21 protein-coding genes and 1 riboswitch are annotated in these 19,207 nt (G+C 73.4%); of the genes, 10 read left to right on the plus strand and 11 right to left on the minus strand.

Going from position 1 to position 19,207, the window contains the following annotated elements; genetic code table 11:
• The first annotated feature begins 2 nt into the window (after positions 1 to 2).
• Genes ACGFN2_RS07790 through ACGFN2_RS07805 form a run of 4 tightly spaced genes read left to right on the plus strand, consistent with a single transcriptional unit; the run spans position 3 to position 3,641 of the window.
• Entirely contained in the window at positions 3 to 704 is a 702-nt protein-coding gene (locus ACGFN2_RS07790; RefSeq protein ID WP_393358340.1) for a hypothetical protein, read from the plus strand.
• Positions 701 to 1,684 (plus strand): DUF6895 family protein, encoded by a 984-nt coding sequence (locus ACGFN2_RS07795; protein WP_393358342.1) that lies wholly within the window; start codon positions 701 to 703, stop codon positions 1,682 to 1,684. Before ACGFN2_RS07790 ends, ACGFN2_RS07795 begins: the two co-directional genes overlap by 4 nt.
• Positions 1,681 to 2,604, plus strand: coding sequence for a DUF6895 family protein (locus ACGFN2_RS07800; RefSeq protein WP_362612563.1), 924 nt, complete (start codon positions 1,681 to 1,683; stop codon positions 2,602 to 2,604). The genes ACGFN2_RS07795 and ACGFN2_RS07800 overlap by 4 nt, the downstream gene beginning before the upstream one ends.
• Entirely contained in the window at positions 2,601 to 3,641 is a 1,041-nt protein-coding gene (locus tag ACGFN2_RS07805) for a serine hydrolase domain-containing protein (protein ID WP_393358344.1), read from the plus strand. The genes ACGFN2_RS07800 and ACGFN2_RS07805 overlap by 4 nt, the downstream gene beginning before the upstream one ends.
• A gap of 20 nt (positions 3,642 to 3,661) precedes the next feature.
• On the opposite strand, the gene ACGFN2_RS07810 is transcribed toward ACGFN2_RS07805, so the two are convergent.
• Both ACGFN2_RS07810 and ACGFN2_RS07815 read right to left on the minus strand, forming a co-directional pair.
• Entirely contained in the window at positions 3,662 to 5,695 is a 2,034-nt protein-coding gene (locus ACGFN2_RS07810; protein ID WP_362612568.1) for an NB-ARC domain-containing protein, read from the minus strand.
• A 99-nt stretch (positions 5,696 to 5,794) separates the two neighbouring features.
• Positions 5,795 to 7,621, minus strand: a complete 1,827-nt coding sequence (locus ACGFN2_RS07815) for an alkyl sulfatase dimerization domain-containing protein (RefSeq protein ID WP_362612571.1) — start codon at positions 7,619 to 7,621, stop codon at positions 5,795 to 5,797.
• Between the two features lie 520 nt (positions 7,622 to 8,141).
• Here ACGFN2_RS07815 and ACGFN2_RS07820 point away from each other — a divergent pair.
• Entirely contained in the window at positions 8,142 to 8,321 is a 180-nt protein-coding gene (locus ACGFN2_RS07820; RefSeq protein ID WP_362612573.1) for a hypothetical protein, read from the plus strand.
• Positions 8,322 to 8,435: 114 nt separating this feature from the next.
• Here ACGFN2_RS07820 and ACGFN2_RS07825 read toward each other — a convergent pair whose 3' ends face one another.
• On the minus strand, positions 8,436 to 8,876 hold the full coding sequence (locus ACGFN2_RS07825) for an SPW repeat protein (protein ID WP_362612576.1): 441 nt from the start codon (positions 8,874 to 8,876) through the stop codon (positions 8,436 to 8,438).
• 134 nt (positions 8,877 to 9,010) lie between these two features.
• Positions 9,011 to 9,583, minus strand: coding sequence for a histidine phosphatase family protein (locus ACGFN2_RS07830; RefSeq protein ID WP_393358347.1), 573 nt, complete (start codon positions 9,581 to 9,583; stop codon positions 9,011 to 9,013).
• A gap of 158 nt (positions 9,584 to 9,741) precedes the next feature.
• Positions 9,742 to 9,826: riboswitch (cobalamin riboswitch) on the plus strand.
• Between the two features lie 64 nt (positions 9,827 to 9,890).
• Between ACGFN2_RS07830 and ACGFN2_RS07835 the strand changes: the two genes are divergently transcribed.
• The gene (locus ACGFN2_RS07835) at positions 9,891 to 10,109 is read left to right on the plus strand and encodes a CbtB-domain containing protein (protein ID WP_085923396.1); all 219 of its coding nucleotides are present in this window, start codon (positions 9,891 to 9,893) and stop codon (positions 10,107 to 10,109) included.
• A 15-nt stretch (positions 10,110 to 10,124) separates the two neighbouring features.
• Positions 10,125 to 10,877 (plus strand): CbtA family protein, encoded by a 753-nt coding sequence (locus ACGFN2_RS07840; RefSeq protein ID WP_393358350.1) that lies wholly within the window; start codon positions 10,125 to 10,127, stop codon positions 10,875 to 10,877.
• Between the two features lie 88 nt (positions 10,878 to 10,965).
• Here ACGFN2_RS07840 and ribA read toward each other — a convergent pair whose 3' ends face one another.
• Complete coding sequence (gene ribA / locus ACGFN2_RS07845; RefSeq protein WP_362614055.1) at positions 10,966 to 11,649, minus strand: GTP cyclohydrolase II; 684 nt, start codon at positions 11,647 to 11,649, stop codon at positions 10,966 to 10,968.
• Positions 11,650 to 11,788: 139 nt separating this feature from the next.
• Between ribA and ACGFN2_RS07850 the strand changes: the two genes are divergently transcribed.
• Positions 11,789 to 12,544, plus strand: a complete 756-nt coding sequence (locus ACGFN2_RS07850; RefSeq protein WP_393358352.1) for a creatininase family protein — start codon at positions 11,789 to 11,791, stop codon at positions 12,542 to 12,544.
• Positions 12,537 to 13,379: a RibD family protein gene (locus tag ACGFN2_RS07855; RefSeq protein WP_362614050.1), complete on the plus strand. Its 843-nt coding sequence runs from the start codon at positions 12,537 to 12,539 to the stop codon at positions 13,377 to 13,379. The genes ACGFN2_RS07850 and ACGFN2_RS07855 overlap by 8 nt, the downstream gene beginning before the upstream one ends.
• On the opposite strand, the gene ACGFN2_RS07860 is transcribed toward ACGFN2_RS07855, so the two are convergent.
• The 5 genes from ACGFN2_RS07860 to ACGFN2_RS07880 form a co-directional block, all read right to left on the minus strand.
• The gene (locus tag ACGFN2_RS07860) at positions 13,376 to 14,476 is read right to left on the minus strand and encodes a lysylphosphatidylglycerol synthase transmembrane domain-containing protein (RefSeq protein ID WP_393358354.1); all 1,101 of its coding nucleotides are present in this window, start codon (positions 14,474 to 14,476) and stop codon (positions 13,376 to 13,378) included. The genes ACGFN2_RS07855 and ACGFN2_RS07860 overlap by 4 nt on opposite strands.
• Entirely contained in the window at positions 14,476 to 15,351 is an 876-nt protein-coding gene (locus tag ACGFN2_RS07865; RefSeq protein ID WP_362614043.1) for a class I SAM-dependent methyltransferase, read from the minus strand. The genes ACGFN2_RS07860 and ACGFN2_RS07865 overlap by 1 nt, the downstream gene beginning before the upstream one ends.
• The gene (locus tag ACGFN2_RS07870) at positions 15,348 to 16,466 is read right to left on the minus strand and encodes a glycosyltransferase family 4 protein (protein ID WP_393358356.1); all 1,119 of its coding nucleotides are present in this window, start codon (positions 16,464 to 16,466) and stop codon (positions 15,348 to 15,350) included. The genes ACGFN2_RS07865 and ACGFN2_RS07870 overlap by 4 nt, the downstream gene beginning before the upstream one ends.
• The gene (locus tag ACGFN2_RS07875) at positions 16,463 to 16,861 is read right to left on the minus strand and encodes a 6-carboxytetrahydropterin synthase (RefSeq protein WP_362614039.1); all 399 of its coding nucleotides are present in this window, start codon (positions 16,859 to 16,861) and stop codon (positions 16,463 to 16,465) included. The genes ACGFN2_RS07870 and ACGFN2_RS07875 overlap by 4 nt, the downstream gene beginning before the upstream one ends.
• 75 nt (positions 16,862 to 16,936) lie before the next feature.
• Positions 16,937 to 17,923, minus strand: coding sequence for a zinc-binding alcohol dehydrogenase (locus ACGFN2_RS07880; RefSeq protein ID WP_362614036.1), 987 nt, complete (start codon positions 17,921 to 17,923; stop codon positions 16,937 to 16,939).
• Positions 17,924 to 18,032: 109 nt separating this feature from the next.
• On the opposite strand from ACGFN2_RS07880, the gene ACGFN2_RS07885 reads away from it, so the two are divergent.
• On the plus strand, positions 18,033 to 18,833 hold the full coding sequence (locus tag ACGFN2_RS07885) for a CDP-alcohol phosphatidyltransferase family protein (RefSeq protein ID WP_393358581.1): 801 nt from the start codon (positions 18,033 to 18,035) through the stop codon (positions 18,831 to 18,833).
• On the opposite strand, the gene ACGFN2_RS07890 is transcribed toward ACGFN2_RS07885, so the two are convergent.
• On the minus strand, positions 18,802 to 19,197 hold the full coding sequence (locus ACGFN2_RS07890) for a DUF6126 family protein (protein WP_393358359.1): 396 nt from the start codon (positions 19,195 to 19,197) through the stop codon (positions 18,802 to 18,804). The two genes, ACGFN2_RS07885 and ACGFN2_RS07890, sit on opposite strands and share 32 nt — an antisense overlap.
• Between the last annotated feature and the right edge of the window lie 10 nt (positions 19,198 to 19,207).

The raw sequence follows: 19,207 nt of genomic DNA on the forward strand, positions 1-19,207 counted from the left end.
CGTTGGCTGAACAGACGCAGGGAGCAGTCCCGCTGAGCGCTGTGATCGCCGATGCCGCAACCGGGGTCGCCCTCGCCCTGCGGGGTGAGGGCGACCCTTATGCGTTGTCCGGCGTTCTGCGGCAGAGTGACGCACTGACCCCGGCCGCCGTCCGGGTACTCGGTGCCGACGCACTCGCGCCGTACGCGATGGAGCGCCTCGGCGCTCCCGTCGGGGCGGACGACGAAGCGGTGGTCCGGCAGGCGCTCGCGGCCTATCCGCCGGGAGCGGACGCCTCGGAGGTCTCGGTGTGGAGCTACCGGGGCCTGGTCGAGGCCTCGCACGCGTTTCTGCCCGGAGGCACACAGCACTGGCCGCCGCCTCCTGAGGCCGCCGCCGGCTGGGTCGACCACGACCCCTGGCCCAGGCTTTCTCACCGGGTGTCCCAGCTCGCCGCACTCGCGCTGCCCGGGCTGGCGCCCGGTCTCACCGAGCAGCTGGCCACCCGCACCGACGATCTGTCGCGCGGCTTCGTCCGGGCGGTGCGCCGCAGGGACTGGATGCAGGCGGCCGGTCTGGGCCGCTGGCTGGCCCGGCTGCCCGAGGTCCCGCAGACCCTGGGGCTCGACAGCGGGCTGGCGTTCGTCCGCCAGATGGGTGGCGGTGATCCGCGGGTGACGCTGCATGTCGCGGCCGCCCAGCGCTTCTACGGACGGGGTTGGTGACCGTCGGCCGGGGCGACCCCGGGCTGTTGGACCGGATGGTCCGCGACAGCCTGGGGTGGCTGGACCAGGCGCGTCCCTTCTTCCGGCTGCCCCCGAACGTGACCACGGACGCCGATCCCAACCTGACCCTGAAGCCCCTCGGTGAGCTGGCCGAGCTGACCCAGCTGATCGGGACGCTGCACCCGCGGGACGACATCCGGCAGACGGCCCGCGGACTTTTCGCGTTCGCCTGGAACGAGACCCGTGACGGGGAGCTGTTCGCCGAGCTGATCCGCGGTGAGCCGTTCGCCACCTATCCGGTGGAGCTCTACGGCGTCTTCGCCCAGGCCGGGCTGCGCCATCCCGAGGCCGATGCGCTGGTCGGGCTGATGACACGGCTGCGCGGCTGGCGGGTGGCCCGCGAGGACCACACCCGGACGCTCGGGGTGCTCAACGCGGAGCGGCGGACCGGGCTGCGCCGGCATGCCGACTTCGGTGCCGTGCTCGCGCTGACCGGGCTCGGCCGGCTGCCGGAACCCTGGGCGCTGGACCGCAAGGCGGCGTACGGCATCACCCATGACGTCTTCCACCTCACCGACTGGGGGCGCGACCGGCAGCGGCTCGCCCCCGAGCTCGCCGACTACCTGCGGCTGTGGGTCCCCTCCTGGCTGGAGAACTGGCTGGAGGAACAACTGTGGGACCTGGTGGGCGAGTTGCTGGCCGTGACGGCCTGTCTGCCCGCGGCCCCCTACGACGCGGCGGCCTGGCAGCGGCTGGCCGGCGCCCAGGCCGCCGACGGCAGCGTGCCCGAGATCGGCGCGGCACCGACCACCGGCGACCGGGCCGAGGCGTTCACGGCCTGCTACCACTCCACCCTGGTGACCGCGTTCGCCGCCACCCTCGCCCGTACCGCCTCCGACGAGGCCGAGGCCGGTGCCCCGGCCGGGAACGCGGCGGGGGCGGCCGGGCGGACGCCCTGCGAAAGCGAGACTGCCCCGTGACCGTGACGGCCGCATCCCCCGCCCTGCTCCACGGCGTCGGCGACCGGGCCCTGACCTGGCTCGACGACCACCGTGAGCACTTCCGGCTGACCCCCGAGGACTTCGCCAGCAACGGCAAGGTCGTCGAACGGCTCAAGCCCATCGGGGAGCTGGCACTCAACATGCAGGTGCTGTTCCGGGAGGGCGTGGCCGGCTCCCGGCAGAAGGAGCGGGCCGGGAAGCTGCTGGACTTCGCCTGGCGGGAGCTGCTGGACGGCGGGAACGTGCTGGCCCGGCTGCAGCACGACGAGCCGCTCTCCCCGGTGCCGCTGGAGGTCTATGCGACCTTCCACGAACTGGGCCACCGGCACCCGGGCCTGGAGTCCGCGCTGGAGGTGTGCCGGCGCACCACCACCTGGACGGCACTGGAGATGATGCCCAACCGGCGGCTCGGGGTGCTCAACGCGGAACGCAAGCTCGGCCTGCCGCCCAGCAGCGACTTCGACCAGGCGGTGGCGCGCACCTGGCTGGGGCAGCTGCCCGAGCCGTGGACCGTGCAGCTGCACATCGCCTACGACCTCACCCACACCGTCTTCCACCTCACCAACTGGGGCGAGCACCCCGAGCACATCCCGACGGCCATCGCCGAGTACCTGACGCGGTATCTGCCCGCCTGGACGGAGGACTGGGCGGATCTCGAACACTGGGACCTGCTCGGCGAACTCCTCGTCGTCGACGCCTGTCTGCCGCGCCCGGCCCTGGACGCGGAGATGTGGGAGCGGTACGCGGCCGCGCAGTCGTCCACCGGGGCGATGCCCATCCAGCGCCGGATGCCGGAGGGCGACCCGGCGCGGGTCTTCGACCTGGTCCACCACCCCACCCTGGTCGCCGCGTTCGCCTCCGCGATGGCCACCTCCCGGGCCCTGTCCGCCGTCGGATGAGCCCCGACCGCCCCGGCCCCGCGCTCGCCGACCGTCTCGCGGACGCGGTCACCCTGATCGACGCCCCGGACATCGTGCTGGCCGTCACCCGGAACGGCCGGCGGACCGTGATGACCGGCGGTTCGGCCATGGCGCCGCCCACCCCCCGTCATGCGCTGCGCTACGAGCTGGGGTCGCTGTCCAAGACCTTCACCGTGCTGCTGCTCGCCGAGCTGGCCCGGTCCGGGGGGCTGTCCCTGGACGATCCGCTCACCGCCCGTCTGCCGGAGCTGCCGCTGCCGCATCCGGCCTCCCGCCGGATCACCCTGCGGCAACTGGCCACCCACACCTCCGGGCTGCCGCGCATCCCCACCGATCTCATCGTGGGTGCGCTGGTCCACCCGTACGCCAACGGCTATGCCGGCTACGACACGGAGCGTCTGCTGCGCACCTTCGCGCGGACCCGGCCGCGGCACGAGCCGGGCACCCACTGGCGCTACTCCAACTTCGGGCTGGCCCTGCTCGGCCCGGCGATGTCCGGCGCCGCGGGCGCCGGCTATCCCGCCCTGCTCACCGAGCGGGTGCTCAAGCCCCTCGCGCTCACCGACACGACCCTGGGGCCCGGCACCACCGGCACCGACGCCATCGGGCACCGGACGAACGGGGTGACGCCGGTGCGCAGCGCCGACATGGGAGCGTTCATCGCCGCCGGATCGGTCCGCGCCACCCCGGGCGATCTGCTCACCTACCTGGAGGCGCACCTCTCCCCCGACGACACACCGCTGGCCGGGCCGCTGCGCGACGTCCAGGTGCCGCTGCTGCGCCGCGGCTGGCGGAAGCGCGACACCCATACCCTGACGTGGTATCAGCACCCCGCCGCGCGCGGGCCGCTGCTCTTCCATGTCGGGGCGACCTTCGGCCAGCAGGCGTTCCTCGGCTACCACCCGGCGTCGCGCACCGGGCTGGTGGCGCTGGCCACCCGGCGCGGCCGCAGCTGCAACATGATCACCACGGCCTACGAGCTGCTGTACACGCTGGCGGGCGACCCCTCACCCTGAGCCGGGGAGGGCGCCGCCGCTCACAGGTCGCCCGCCAGAATCCGGGCGAGCGAGGTACCGGGGCGTTCCTCGCTGGCCCGGCGGAAGTGTTCCGCGTAGGCCGCGTCGCCGATCGCCGCGCGGGCCCGCTGCTCGCACTCCTCGCGGACCGCGCGCAGTTCCGGGGTACCGCGCTGCGGATGGCCGACAGTGCGCCAGAGGGCCTGGCCGCTGCCGTAGACGCGGGCCGCCGCGGCACCGTCGCCCTGGGCGGCGACCGCGGCCGCGAGCAGGTCCAGGCCGAGCGCGATCCCGAACTTGTCGCCGATGCCCTGCTTGGCCGCGAGCATCGCGCGGGCGTGGTCGGCGGACTCCTCGGGGCGGCCCTGGAAGAGCGAGATCAGCGAGAGCTGGTAGTCGGTGTAGGAGCGGGTCCAGTACTCGCCGCGCTCCACACAGCCGCGGCGCAGCGCGGTCGCCGCCTCCCGGGCCCGGCCCAGCTCCCCCAGGCCGGTGAGCGCGAAGATCTGGACGAGCTGGCAGCGCAGCCGTCCGGGAGAGTCGAAGGGGTCGTACGGCGGCGGTCCCAGCACCTGTTCCGCGACGGTGTGCGCGGACATCGGGCGGCCGGCGATCAGATGGGTGAGGCCGATGAGGTAGCCGGCCGCCAGCACCGCCTCCGCGTCCTCGGACCCCCGTGCCGCGCGGGCGCACTCCCCGCCGAGGGCGTCGGCCAGCGCCAGATCGCCCTGGAGCAGCACGGCGACGCCGAGCGCCCACAGCGCCCGGGTGCGGGCCGGGCTCGGGCTGGTGTGGGCGGCGAGGGCGCGGGCCACGTAGTTGCGGGCCTCGTGGAGATGGCCGCAGCAGCTCCAGAAGAGGCCGATCGAGGCGCTGAGTTCCTGGGCCCGTTCCGGGGCGGTGACCAGGAGGTGGTCGAGCGCGGTGCACAGGTCGACATGGGCGTCGGCGACCCGGCGGTACCAGCTGACCTGTTCGGGGCCCAGCCAGCCCAGCTCGGCGCGGCGGCCGAAGTCGGCGAAGTGCGCGGCGTGCCGGTCGGCGAGGGCGGTCACCTCGTTGAGTTCGGCCAGCCACATCCGGCCGTACTCGCGCAGGGTGTCGAGCATGCGGAAGCGGGTGCCCTCGCGGGTGAGCACCGACTTGGCGGCCAGCGCGGCCAGCGTGCTGCGCACCCGTGGCGGGGTGAGCGGTCCCCCGGCACACACGGCACCGGCGGACTCCTCGTCGAAGGTGCCGCGGAAGACGGACAGCCGGGCCCACAGCAGCCGTTCCAGCGGTGCGCACAGCTCATGGCTCCAGCCGATGGCGCAGCGCAGCGTCCGGTGCCGGGGCAGCCGTACCGGTCCGTCGGCGGGTTCGAGGGTATCGAGCCGGGAGGTGAGCCGTTCGGCGATCCGCTCGACGGAGCTGTGTGCCAGCTGGGCGCCGGCCAGTTCCAGGGCCAGCGGGATGCCTTCGAGGCGGCGGCAGATGACGGCGGCGGCGTGTGCGTTGAGCGGGGTGGTGAGCCGCAGGCCGGGGGCCGCGGTGCCGGCCCGCTGGGTGAACAGGGCCAGTGCGTCGTTGGCGCCGGTGTACGGCAGCGGGCCGATCTCGGTGGTCCACTCGCCGACGATGTCCAGCGGCTGCCGGCTGGTGACCAGCACGGTGACGGCGGGGGCCGCGGTCAGCAGATCTCCGAGGAGGTCGCGGCAGGCGTCCACGAGGTGTTCGCAGGAGTCGAGCACCAGCAGGAGCCGTTTGTCCGCGAGCCACTCGCACAGCGCGGCCACCGGGGTGCGCGCCGTGTGGTCGGCCAGGCCGACGGCGTCGCAGACGCTCGCCACCAGCAGTCCGTCCCCCTGGAGGGGCCACAGATCGGTCCAGCAGACGCCGTCGGGAAACCGGGCCGCCGCCGCCCGCGCGGCCCGCATCGCGATCCGGGTCTTGCCCACGCCACCGGGGCCGGTCAGCGTGATCAGCCGGTGTTCCGTCAACTCGTCGTCGATCCGCCGCAGTTCGGCCTGTCGGCCGACGAAGCTGGTCGACTCCTCGGGAATGTTGCTCGCCACCGGGCCAGTTTGCCCCAGCCGGGGCGTTCCGGCGGTCCGGTGAGGGCAGCGGGCCGGGGCGCGAGGTTGACGTCCGCCGGCCGGGCGGCGGGTGCGCGGTCAGGGCGTGACGACGGGGAAGGTGGGGTGCGGCGTGCCGAGCAGGCCCAGGAGCTGGTGGAGTGCGCCCGACTCACCGTTCTGTACGGCGTCCCCCGGCCCCTGGCCGGTGAGCAGGCCGAGGAGCTGGGGCTTGGTCAGGGTGAGGGTGAGATCCGGGGTGCGTGCGCCTGACGGGGCGGGGACGCCGGGCGCGCTGACGTGGGTGAGGGCCCCGTGGGAGAGCGTCAGCTGCCAGGTGCGGTCCTCGTCGGGGAGGTAGAGGTCGAGGGTGAGCGCGGTGGACCAGGCCCGGGGGCCGTCGACGCGGAGGGCGAGCGCGTCGAGGAGCTGGTCGACGGTCAGCGCCCCCGCGAGGTCCGGGTGCAGGGTGTCCGGCGGCGCCTCGGCGAGGCTGCCGCGCAGCTCCATGGCGCCGGTGAGGTAGACGTTGCGCCAGGTGGCGTTCTCGGCGCCGTGGCCCAGCTGTTCGTAGACGAGGGCCAGTTCGCGGCGGGCGCGGAGGTTGTTCGGGGCGGCGAAGACGGCGTGGTTGAGGAGGGTGGCGGCGAACCGCGGATCGCCGTCGGCGGCGTACCGCTTGCCCTCGTCCACGGTCGCCTCGACGCCGCCCAGGGTGTCGACGTAGCGACGGGCCTGCTCGGCCGGCGGATGCTCCCACAGATGGGCGGGGTTGCCGTCGAACCAGCCCAGGTAGCGCTGGTAGACCGCCTTGACGTTGTCGCTGAGCGAGCCGTAGTAGCCGTGGTGGGCCCAGAGGCGTTCCAGGTCCGGCGGCAGCCGCAGCTCCTCGGCGATCTCGGCGCCGGTGAGCCCCTCGTTGAGCAGCCGGACGGTCTGGTCGTGCAGGTAGGCGTACAGGTCGCGCTGGTTGGCCAGCAGGGTACGGACGCGGTCCCTGCCCCAGGTCGGCCAGTGGTGGGAGGCGAAGGCCACCTCGGTCTCGTCGCCGAAGAGGGCGAGCGCCTCGCCCAGGTGGCGGGACCAGGCACGGGCGTCGCGGACGGCGCCGCCGCGCAGGGTCAGGATGCCGTGCAGCGTGTGGGTGGCGTTCTCGGCGAGGCAGAGGGCCTGGTGCGCCGGGAAGCAGAAGTTCATCTCCGCTGGTGCCTCGGTGCCGGGGGTGAGCTGGAAGACGAGGCGGACGCCGTCGACGATCTCCTCCTGACCGGTGCGGGTGATGTCGACGGTCGGCGGGATGAGGCTCGTGGTGCCGGTGGAGCGGGCGGCGCCCAGACCGCAGCCGATCTGGCCGTCGGGCCCCTTGGGCAGCTCCGACCCGTACATGTAGACGGCCCGCCGGGTCAGCGCCGTACGGGCGTGCACACCGTCGCCGACCGCGTGCGCCAGGAACCCGGCCGGGGCGAGCACCGGTACGGGGTGGTGGCCGGACGGCAGCACCCCGCGTCCGCCGCCGAAGTGCGCGCGGTGCGAGTGGGTGTAGATCAGGCCGGTGACGGGCCGGTCGCCGCGGTACTTGCGGTAGAGCTCCAGGGCCGCGGCGGCGGTCTCGGTGGAGAGCAGCGGGTCGATGACGACGACGCCGTGGTCGCCCTCGACCAGCGTCATATGGGAGAGGTCCAGACCACGGGCCTGGTAGATGCCGTCGGTGACCTCGTACAGGCCGTGCCTGCTCACCAGTCTGCCCTGCCGCCAGAGGCTCTCGTGCGCGGTGTCGGGGCAGTTCCCGGCCAGGAAGCCATAGGCCTCCGCGTCCCAGATCACCCGGCCGTCGTCCGCCGTGACCTGGGGCGGGTCGAGCGCGGCGATGAAGCCACGGTCGGCGTCGGCGAAGTCTTCGTGATCATCCACGGGTACAGCGGTCACGGGGCGCTACCTCTCCGGGGCGGCGGGCCCCAGTCGGAAAGACCCATGTCATCGATTATCCCAATTCACCGGGTTGCCGCATGCGTGCGGGTTCCTGCTGACGGGCGCGCCGCCGCGCCGCACCGGGGGCGCCTCCGGGACGCCGGAGCGGAGCGGGCGCCGAGGGAGCGCGGCTCCATGTCCGGCACGGCGTCTCGTCCCGTCCGGCACAGGGCCGCCCGTGTCCGGCACGAAGTGGCACCCCTCTGCTGCACTCTCCGCTCCCCGCGTTACGGGCACGGCGCGGCAGGGCACAACTACCCGGGCGACACTGCCCCTTTGACGCCCCGGCCGGAGCATCCCGACCTCGCGCGATCACCGGAGCAACGCCCCCGCACCGCCGCCCTGCCTCCACGGCGCGGCCGCCCGTACGACCGGGAGAGGAGGGACGCCTCTGTCCCCGCATGACGACCGCGCCTTCGGCGAACTCACCGAGCCGTTCCGGCACGGCGCCGCCCGCCGCCCCCGCCCCCGTCCGCCCTTGGCCCGCCCGGCCCGGCCCTTCCCGCCCCACCGCTTCGCCTGGCTGGCACCGGCCGTCGCGGCGGGCAGCCTGGCCGCCGGTGTCGCGCTGGCGCACGGCCTGCTCCTCGGGACCGGGCTGGTGCTGGCCGGGCTGCTGGGACAGCTCTCCGTGAACGGCCGCGACCGGCGCCGGTAGGCCCGCAGGGCCGAGCCGTACGCCGCACCACGCCGCCCACGCACCGCCGCCGGTCACCTGCCCCGTCAGAGGCAAGCGGCCGGCGGCTTTTTCACGCCCCCGTGGAGAGCGCGGTCAGGTGCCGCGGCGGCTCTTGGAGGCCGCGGCGACACACATGGCGCCGAGCAGGAAGGTCAGCGCACCGATGACGATGTTGTTCCAGATCACGCCGGCGTCCGGGGAACTGCCGACGATCCACGGCGAGATGATCATCCACACGCCGATCGCGCACATCGCACCGCTCAGGCCGTACATCCGGTCGGGAGCCACGGTGAATCCGACCGCCATCAGGGCGATGGCGAGACCGAGGATGAGGTTGTGCACCATGAGCGCCGGCTGCGCGGCGAAGAAGTGGAGAATCCATGGGGAGACGGCGCAATACAGGCCGACCAGGAGCACCGGCCCGTCGACGAGGACCACATCACGCCCGCCGAGTACCCGCTCATACCGGACCTGCATCTCAGAAGCATCGGGGTGACCTGCGAGATCTCCCCTGTGGTGTGAGACGTCGGCCATGCGACTCGCCTCCTTCGTTCGCAAACCGGCCGTTCCGCGTGGCATCGGGCCGCGCATCTTTATTCTGCGCTTATGTCGCCTTTATGTGTAGATGAGAGGCCGCTGAATTTTAAAGTTTTACCGTCACACCGCCCTCACCTGCGGCCCAGCTCCCGCCCCAGTCCCAGATTCCAGCGCCCGCCCCGGCCGCTCAGTTCGGTCACGGTCAGCGGCGGGACGTCCAGCCGCCAGAACGCGTCCAGGGGGACCCGCAGGGCGCACACCGCCGCGGCGCGCACCACATCCGGTTCGACGACGGCCAGCACCCGGCCCGCCTCCGTCGCCGTCCGCGCCAGCCAGTCCGCGATCCGGTCGCACAGCTGCCGCAGCGACTCCCCGCCGTGCCCGGCGAAGTCCGGGTCCGCGAGCCAGGCGGACACCGCGGCCGGCTCGGCACCGGCGATCTCGTCCAGCGTCCGCCCGCGCCAGTCACCCATCGCGCCGCCCGCCAGCTCCTCCATGGGCAGCGCCGACAGCCCCAGCTCCTCCGCCGTGCGGCGGCACCGGACGGAGGGCGAGGCGAAGGCCCGGCCGGCGGCCGGCAGCTCCCCGGCGGCGGACCGGACGCGGCGCAGCCCGGCCTCGCTCAGCGGACCGTCGTCGTCGAAGCGCACCGCACGCTGGGCCTCCCCTGCTGCCGGTGAGACCAACATCACCCGAGTTGTCATGTCCTCTTCTCTCGGTCCGCGGCGGACGGCAACCCGTCATCCGTACAAGGGAGTTGCCCTGAGGGCGCGCCCTGTCCTGCACCTTTCCGCCCCCTTCGTGGTCTTGGCCGGGAGGGCGGTTCGCGGTACCTTCCCGATGATATTGACGACGACATGACGGAAGCCGGTGAGATCCCGGCGCGGTCGCGCCACTGTATGTCCGGTTTTGACCAGCCCAGAGGGCCGGGACCGGGCGAGCCAGACCCGGCATGTTGTCACGCACTCCAACGAACAGGGACGCGAGTTCCCCCGCACAGGAGGTCCTGCCATGGCTCAGACCATCGCACCCCCGGCCGCCGGCGCCGTCACCCCGGCTCCGATCCCCCTCAAGGCCATCGCACCGTGGGCGCTGTTCGTCGGCGTCCTGATGCTGGTTCTGCTGTACTTCATCGGCGCCGAGCAGGGTGCCACCTCGCTGCTCTCGGGCACGGAGGTCCATGAGTGGGTCCACGACGGGCGCCACCTTCTCGGCTTCCCCTGCCACTGATCGGACTTCGCACCCATGAACTCCGTCACCATCAGAAACCTCCTGGTGCGCGGGATGCTCGCCGGTCTGGCCGCCGGTCTCCTGGCCCTCGTCGTCGCCTACCTGTTGGGTGAACCGAAGGTGGACGCCGCCATCGCCTTCGAGGACGCGCACAGCCACGAACACGGGATGGAGGTCGTCAGCCGCGGTGTGCAGTCCACGGCGGGGCTGGCGACCGGCGTACTGGTCTACGGCGTGGCGCTCGGCGGGATCGCCGCACTGGTCTTCTGCTTCGCCCTGGGGCGGATCGGCCGGTTCGGTGCCCGCACCACGGCGGCGCTGCTCTCCGGCGCCGCGCTGCTGGTCGTCTACCTCGTGCCGTTCCTGAAGTACCCGGCCAACCCCCCGGCCGTCGGGGACCCCGACACCATCGGCACCCGCACCGCTCTGTTCTTCCTGATGATGCTGCTCGGCATCCTGCTGGCCGTCGCCGCCACGCTCCTCGGCCGCAGGCTGGCACCGAAGCTGGGCAACTGGAACGCCACGGTCGTGGCCGGCGCCGCGTTCGTGGTCGCCATCGGCCTCGCCTACGCGTTCCTGCCGGGCTACGACAATGTGCCGGAGGGCTTCCCCGGCACGCTGCTCTGGCAGTTCCGGATGTCGGCGCTCGCCGTCCAACTGGTGCTGTGGGCCGCCTTCGGGCTGGTCTTCGGTCACCTCGCGGAGCGTGTCGTACCGGCGCGGCAGGAAGAGGCCACCCCGGCCGAGGCGGCACCCGCCGTCTCCTGATCCGCAGGCCGGACATGCACCGAGGGAGGGCCCGCGACCCCGTGTCGCGGGCCCTCCCTCCTCGTGTGCGGTGCGGGTGCCCCCGGCGTCAGGTCAGACCGTGGATGCCGTCCAGGTGCGGCAGGTCGTGGTCGAGGCGCTCCCGTTTGGCGCGGAGGTAGCGGATGTTCTCCGCACGGGGCGGCATCAGCAGCGGGACCTGTTCGGCGACGGCGATACCGTGCCGCCGCAGCGCCTCGCGCTTGCGCGGGTTGTTCGACATCAGGCGCACCGACCGGACACCGAGATCCTGGAGGATCTCCGCCGCGACGCCGTAGTCACGGGCGTCGACCGGCAGCCCGAGCGCGATGTTCGCCTCGACCGTGTCCAGCCCGCCCTCCTGCAGCTTCATCGCGCGGAGCTTGGCCAGCAGTCCGATACCACGGCCCTCGTGGCCCTGGAGATAGACCAGAATGCCGCGCCCGGCCGCGACGATCGCGCGCAGCGCCTCGGACAATTGGTCGCCGCATTCACAGTGGGTGGACGCGAAGGCATCACCGGTCAGGCATTCTGAATGCACCCGGGTCAGCACCGGCTCCGGCACCACCACATCACCGTGGACCAGAGCCACTTGCTCGATACCGCTACGGCGGTCCAGATAGCCGACGGCGAGAAATTCGCCGTAGGTCGTGGGCAGCCTGGCCGTCACCACCTGTTCCACGCCCGGCTTTTGGCCGAGGGCATCATCGATTGCGACACGGAGGTCGGCACCGGCAGAGTCGTCGGGGTCCATCATGGCGCGATCGTACCCGCGCGGCTAAATGATCGGCAGAACTCACTCATAATGACAACAAGTATGCTGCGACGCCGTGACAACTGATGCTGTGACAACCACGACTCCGCGAGTCGGCGACGAAAGGCCGCAGCCTCCCATGACCTCATCGGGACACCCGACCCCGGCGCCGGGACCGCTGCCGGCGGACACCACGGAGGACATCCGGGCACGGCGGCCGACGCTGGCCGTGCTGCCCGTCGGCAGCTTCGAACAGCACGGCGCCTTCCTGCCGTTGACCACCGACACCGTCATCGCCTGCACCATCGCCCGGGAGGTGGCGGCCGGCCGGCCGGTCCAGGTGCTGCCGCCGCTGACGGTGTCCTGTTCGCAGGAGCACGCCGCCTGGCCGGGAACCGTCAGCATTTCGGCGCGCACCCTGCACGCGGTCGTCACGGACATCGCCGATTCGCTCCGCAGGTCCGGTATCGACACCCTGATTCTCATCAACGGACACGGCGGAAATTACGTCCTGCGCAATGTCGTTCAGGAATCCGCCGGGCACGGTGTGCGGATGGCACTGTTCCCCGGATCGGCCGACTGGGACGCGGCGCGCACCCGGGCCGGGGTGGAGACGCCGTCGCACACCGATATGCATGCCGGAGAGGTCGAGACGTCCATTCTGCTGCATGCCCATCCCGAATTGGTCAAGGAAGGCTATGAATCGGCGGATTGCATCGCCGATGACCGGAAGCACCTGCTGACGCTCGGCATGTCGGCCTATACCGAATCCGGCGTCATCGGGCGGCCGTCACGGGCGTCCGCCCGGAAGGGGCGGGAATTGCTGGCCGGGCTGGCCGACGCATTCGGGGAATATGCCGCACTGTTCGACGACCGGACGGAAGCCGATGACTGAGGCACTCGACGCGGCAGCCGCCTGGGACCGACTGCGGCGGGTCCGTACGGTGGACGAGGCCCGCGCCGCCGGCATGGTGGCGGACGGGGACGGCGGACTGCGCTGGGGACGGCCCGCCACAGCGGAGGCGGTGGAACTCGCCGACCGCTATCTGCCGCTCTGCCTGGCGGGTCCCCGGGTCGCGTTCGCGCAACTCGGGCAGAGCCTGGACGGCTTCATCGCGACCCGCACCGGCGACGCCGACTATGTCACCGGCCCGGAGGACCGCTGCCATCTGCACCGGCTGCGCGCCCTGTCCGATGCGGTGCTGGTCGGGGCCGGCACGGCGGTGGCCGACGATCCGCGGCTGACCGTCCGCGCCTGTACGGGCGACAATCCGGTGCGGGTGGTGCTCGATCCGCGCGGCCGGGTGCCGCGGGCGCACGGGGTGTTCACGGACGGCGCCGCGCCGACCCTGTGGGTGGTGGGACCGGAGGTCACCCCCACGGCACCGGGCGCCGGGGTCGAGGTCCTGGCGCTGCCGGACGAGGCGGCGTTCGCCCCGGAACGTCTGCTGGCGGCGCTGGCGCGGCGCGGGCTGGGCCGGGTGCTGATCGAGGGGGGCGGGGTCACCGTGTCGCGCTTTCTGCGGGAACGGGCGCTGCACCGGCTGTACGTCACCGTCGCACCGGTGCTGCTCGGCGACGGCATCCCCGGTCTGCGGTTTCCCGGCACCTCGGTGATGCGGGAGGCCCTGCGCCCGCCGCTGCGACGCGCCCTGCTCGGCGAGGACACCCTCTTCGAACTCGAACTGCGGGCGGACGACGGGCCGTTGGGCGGGCCGGGCAGGCCCTAGGAGGGCTCTCCCCGTTCCGCGTGGACCCGCGGCGCCGGGTACGGTCCCCCGACCGGCGCCGACGGGACCCGCGCGGCGCGTTGCCGGATGATCCCCGTACTCGCCGTACGGTGAGGCCCATCCGCCGTTCCGGGCAAGGGACTTGCCGTCGCAGGGCGCTCCACGGGCAGCGGGGAGACCCGTGCCAGCAGCACCGCCGCCCCCGGGAGGCTCGCGGCGAAGGCGAGGACGCCGTAGATCACCGCGGTGGTGAGTCCCTGCGCCGCGCCCAGTCCGGCGGCGCCGAAGGCCCAGGCGGCGACGCCTTCCCGGGGGCCCCAGCCGCCCACGTTCAGCGGCAGCGCCATCGCGAGGAGCGCCAGCACCACCAGCGGCACCAGTTCGGCGGCCGGTGCGGTGACCCCGGCGACCCGGGCGGCCAGCACGAACATCCCGAGGTAGCCCGCCAGCACCGCCACGGACGACAGCGCGACGCCGGGCCAGACACCGCGGGCCAGCAGGCCCTGGCGTGCCTCGGCCAGGACGGTGCGCAGGGCGCGTTCGGCGCGGGAGGCGCCCCGGCGGCGGCGCAGCCGGACGGCGACCACCGCCACCAGCAGACCCGCGGCGGCCACGGACAGCGCCACGGCGGGCGAGGCGAGGAAGCGGGTGACCGGTGCCAGGACCGGCGACGGGCGGACGAGCAGCACCACCACCCCGGTCACGAGCAGGACGACCTGGCCGGCGGTCCGCTCCAGGGCCACCGCGCGCACGCCCCGGCCGAGGGCGCCGGAGCTGCGGCCGTGGTGGACGGCGCGGTGCACATCGCCCAGCACGCCACCGGGCAGCGCCGCGTTGAGGAACAACGCCCGGTAGTAGTCGGCGACGGCCCGGCCGAGCGGCAGCCGCAGCCCGAGGCCGCGGGCCACCAGACACCAGCGCCAGGCGCTGCACACCGTGGTCAGCACGCCGATGGCGAGCGCGGCCGCCAGGGTGGCGGCGTCGATCCGGCGCAGCCCGTCCAGGAAGACCTGCGAGCCCAGATGCCAGACGAGGGCCACCAGGATGCCGAGTCCCGCGAGCATCCTGAGCCAGGCCACCCAGCGGGCCCGCTTCATCACACGTTCCCGGACGGGTACGGGGGCAGCGCCAGCAGATCGATGTGATGCACCGCCACGGTCAGCTCACCCGCCGCGCACTCCTCCAGCCGCCGGCGCAGATACGCGACGGCCTCGGGCGCCAGCTCCGGCTGCTGGGCGTGCGCGGCGCCGACCCAGCCGCGCAGCCATTCGGCGATCAGCCCGGATTCGGCGGAGCCGAGCCGCCACGGGCTGGACTGCACCAGCACCGTCGCACCGCGCCGTTCGAACGCCTCCACCGCCGCCGCGACCGCGTCCGGGCCGAGCAGCGCCCGGCCCTGGTCGGTGCGGCGCTGATGGTCGTTGAAGGCGCCGGTGAGCCGGGCGTCGAAGGGGTCGGCCGGGCTCAGCTCGACCCGCCCGGCGACGGAGAGCGCCAGCAGCACCGGGCTGCCCGCGCCGACGCAGGCCTCGGCGAGGTCCTCCACCTCTTCACGGGTGAGCAGATCGAGCAGTGCGGAGGCGGTGACCAGGGACGTGCCGGCGAGGTCGTCGGCGGTGAGGGCGGCGAGGTCGCCGCGTGCGGTCGTGGCGGTGACGGGTGTGCCATCGGCGGCCGTCACCGGCATCCGCGCACCGGCGAGGGCGAGCAGGTCCGGGTCCAGGTCGTGCAGCACCCACTCCTGCGGTCCGGGCAGCCGGACGGCGAGCCAGCGCCCCATCGAGCCGATGCCGCAGCCGAGGTCGCGGACCACCAGACCACCGGCGCTGCCGGGCGGGCCCGCCGGGGCGGGCCGCGCCTCCAGCCACGCCCGCAGCGGGCGCAGCAGCTCGGGGGCCCGCGCCGCGGCGTCGGCGCGTTCCCGCAACTCCAGCCAGCGCGGGGCGAATCGAGGCCGTTCCTGCGCGCTCATCGCGTGCTCCGGGGCTCGTCCCGGAGCCGTTCCAGCACTCCGGCCAGGCTGTGCGACGTCATCTCCCACCCCTCCAGCATGGCACGCCGTGCGCGCGCCGAATTCCTGACCCGGTCCCGCAGTTGTGGATCGCCCAGCCAGCCGCGCAGCGCGTCGGCGAGCGCCGCCGGCCGGCCGGGCGGCACGAGCAGGCCGGGCACCCCGCCGTCGGGGTCCTGCCCGACCGCCTCCGGTACGCCGTCCACCGCCGTCGCGAGCACCGGAATCCCGCGCGCCAGCGCCTCGGTGACGACCATGCCGTAGGTCTCGGCGGACGAGGTGAGCACCAGCAGGTCGGCGGCGGCGTAGCGCGCCTCCAGGTCCGCGCCGGTGCGCGGCCCGGTGAAGGTGATCCGGTCGTCGAGGCCGAATCCGGTCACCGTGCGGCGGAGTCGGTCGGCGTATCCGGGATCGCGGCCGAGCGCCCCCACGCAGGCGCAGCTCCACGGCAGTTCGGTGACGGTGGCCAGCGCGTCGATCAGCCGGTGCTGTCCCTTGCGCGGGGTGACCGCCGCGACGCACAGCAGGCCGGTGGCACCGTCGGTGCCGGGCGCGAGCGGCGCCGGGTCGACGCCCGGCCGGACCGCGTGCACCCGCGCGGCCGGCAGTCCGTGGTGGGTGACGAGCCGGCGGGCGGCCCAGTCACTGGTGGCCACGACGGCCTCCACGGCGTGCAGGGTGCGGTGTTCGCGGGCGTCCAGCTCCACGGCCAGGGCGGGATCGAGGCCGGTCTCGTCGCCCAGCGGGAGGTGGACCAGGACGGCGAGCCGCAGCCGTTCCGTCTCGGGGGCGAGGATCTCGGGGACGCCGCAGGCGACCAGTCCGTCGAGGAGGACCACGGCGCCGTCCGGCAGCGCCGCCAGCCGCCCGGCCAGCTCCGCACGGGCCGTGGCGTCCGGCTGCGGCCAGCCACCGGGAAGTGCGTACGGGCGGACCTGCCAGCCGGCGGCCGGGAGGTCGCGGCACACCCGGCGGTCGTAGGTGTTGCCGCCGCTGGGGGCCGCCGGATCGTCGACGTCACCGGGGAGGACGAAGTGCACCACGCGCTCCGCGGCGGTGGTGCCGGTGCGGGTCACAGAGTGCGCTCGTACGTCGCCCAGGCGATGTGGGACTCGTGCAAGGTCACCGATATCCCGGCCAGTTCGCGGGCGCCCTCGCCGAGGTTGCCCGCCTCGATGCGGTCGGCGAGCCGGTCGGCGACGACCTTGGCCAGAGCCTCCGTCGAGGTGTTGATACCGGCGAAGGCGGGCTCGTCGTCGAGGTTGCGGTAGTTCAGCTCCCCGACCACGGCGCCGAGTTCACGGGTGGCCAGACCGATGTCGACGACGATGTTGTCGGCGTCGAGTTCGGGGCGGCGGAAGGTCGCGTCCACGATGAAGGTCGCGCCGTGCAGGCGCTGCGCGGGGCCGAAGACCGCGCCACGGAAACTGTGGGCGACCATCAGGTGATCGCGGACGGTGATGCTGAACAAGGCCGTTCCTCCGGTGTGATGTGGGTCTCAGTGGCGGTGTCGCCGGGGCGGGTTCAAGGCGTTCTCAAGGGGGTTTCAGTCGTCCGCCGGTCCGTACCGGATGCGGTGGCACAGTGCCGGGAGAGCGCCGGAGGCGAGCCGGGGCAGCACCTCCGGCAGCTCCTCGAAGGCGGACTCGCCGGTGACCAGCGCGTCGAAGGCGGGGTCGGCGAGCAGGTCCAGGGCGAGGGCGAGCCGGTCGGCGAAGGTACGGCGGGCGCGGCGGGCCGGGGAGACCGCGCCCACCTGGCTGCTGCGGACGACCAGCCGGCGGGAGTGGAAGGCCTCCCCCAGCGGCAGGCTGACCTGCCGGTCTCCGTACCAGCTCAGCTCGATGACGGTGCCTTCGGGGGCGAGCAGTTCGAGCGCGCGGGCGAGTCCCTGCTCGGTGGCGCTGGCGTGGACGACGAGGTCGCAGTCGCCCAGCGCGTCCTGCGGCAGCGCGAAGTCCACGCCCAGTGCCCTGGCGGTCGCCTCCCGCGCGGGGTCGGCGTCCACCAACTGCACCCGGACCGCGGGGTAGCGGGCGAGGACCGCGGCGACGCTGCAGCCCACCATGCCCGCACCGATCACCGCGATCCGGTCGCCGACCAGCGGCGCGGCGTCCCACAGGGCGTTCACCGCGGTCTCGACGGTGCCCGCCAGGACGGCTCGCGACGCGGGGACGGAATCGGGTACCGGAGTGACGGCGCTCACCGGGACGACGTAGTGCGTCTGGTGCGGATAGAGGCAGAAGACCGTACGGCCCAGCAGCGCCGACGGCCCTTCCTCGACGACGCCGACATTGAGGTAGCCGTATTTGAGAGGGGCGGGAAAGTCGCCTTCCTGAAAGGGCGCCCGCATCACGGAATGCTGGCTCTCGGGCACACCGCCCCGGAAGACCAGAGTCTCCGTTCCGCGGCTGACTCCGGAACAGAGTGTGCGCACCAGAACCTCGTCCGGGCCGGGTTCCGGCAAGGGTACGGCACGGATTTCTCCGTGACCTGGAGCGTTTATCCAAAACGCACAAGCGACGCGCGGCATCGGAATCCTCCTGGACGCTCCGGCGATGATTCGTCGATGCTGGGGATCATGAGAACGCCGTCACCATACGCGGCACCTCTCCACTCCGCCACACATCCCGGGAGGCATGGTGGCTGTACAAGAGCGTTACGACACAAGGCCGTTCGGACCGGACATTACGGCAGGCACCGGAGTGCAGCTGCTCGTCCTGGAAGCACTGCGCCGGGTGGCCGGTCTGGGCACCGTCGGGTGGCTGACGGGCGGTGTGTTCGCCGTGGCCACCTGGGGCGTGCTCACCGTCGCGCTGCGCCGGTCGTGGAGCCCGTCGTTCGGCATGGCCAACCGCGTCACGCTGGCCCGCACGATCCTCGTCGGCGGGGTGACTGCGCTGGTCGCGGACTCCTTCGCCCGGCCGGCGCCGGTCGCGGTACTGGTCGTGCTCGCCGCCGTGGCGCTGGTCCTGGACGCGGTGGACGGTCAGGTGGCCCGGCGCACCGGCACGGTGACCCCGCTGGGCGCACGCTTCGACATGGAGGTCGACGCCTTCCTCATCCTGGTGCTGTGTGTGTTTCTCGTGGTGCCGTTGGGTGCCTGGGTGCTGTGCATCGGCCTCATGCGGTACGTCTTCGTCGCGGCGTCCTGGTTCTTGCCGTGGCTGGGCGGCGCGCTGCCGCACAGCATGGCCCGGAAGACCGTGGCGGCACTCCAGGGTGTCGTGCTGGTCCTGGCCGGTTCCGGAGTGCTGCCGCCCACCGCGGCGGCCACCGCGGTGGGCGGGGCGCTGGCGCTGCTCGTGTGGTCCTTCGGGCGGGACGTCGGCTGGCTGTGGCGGGTCCGGGGGCTCACGGCCGCGGCGGCCGCGGGGCCCGGCCGGGACAGCGCCGGGGCCGGTGCGCCCGCTATGTCCCGGCGTGCCGGCCCAGATAGATGACGAGCGCCAGGAAGACCAGCAGCAGATGGCTGACGACGAAGTAGAGGAACACCCGTCGCCACAGGCTGCGCCGGGGAGCGTGGTGGGTGAGCAGGACCGCACCGGGCAGCCGTGCCAGCTGGGTGCCGGGGCGGACCGCGGTCGCCCGGGGCCGCCGGACACCGCAGCGCGCCGAGGTGTGCCGGTGGGCGGCGCCCTCCGGGCAGACGCGGCCGTGTCCGCGTGCCGTACGGAGCGTCCCGCGCCCAGGGGGGCGTCCCCGGCAGGGCCGTACGGTGCCCGGGCCGGAGCGCGTGGGTATGCAGGTGCGGGAGCGGACCGCCCGCCAGGGCGGCGGCCCCTTACGCCGTGGTGTGCCGGACATCAGCGATCAC

It is taken from the genome of Streptomyces sp. NPDC048612 (assembly GCF_043199295.1).
In the GTDB taxonomy this organism is placed as follows: Bacteria; Actinomycetota; Actinomycetes; order Streptomycetales; family Streptomycetaceae; genus Streptomyces.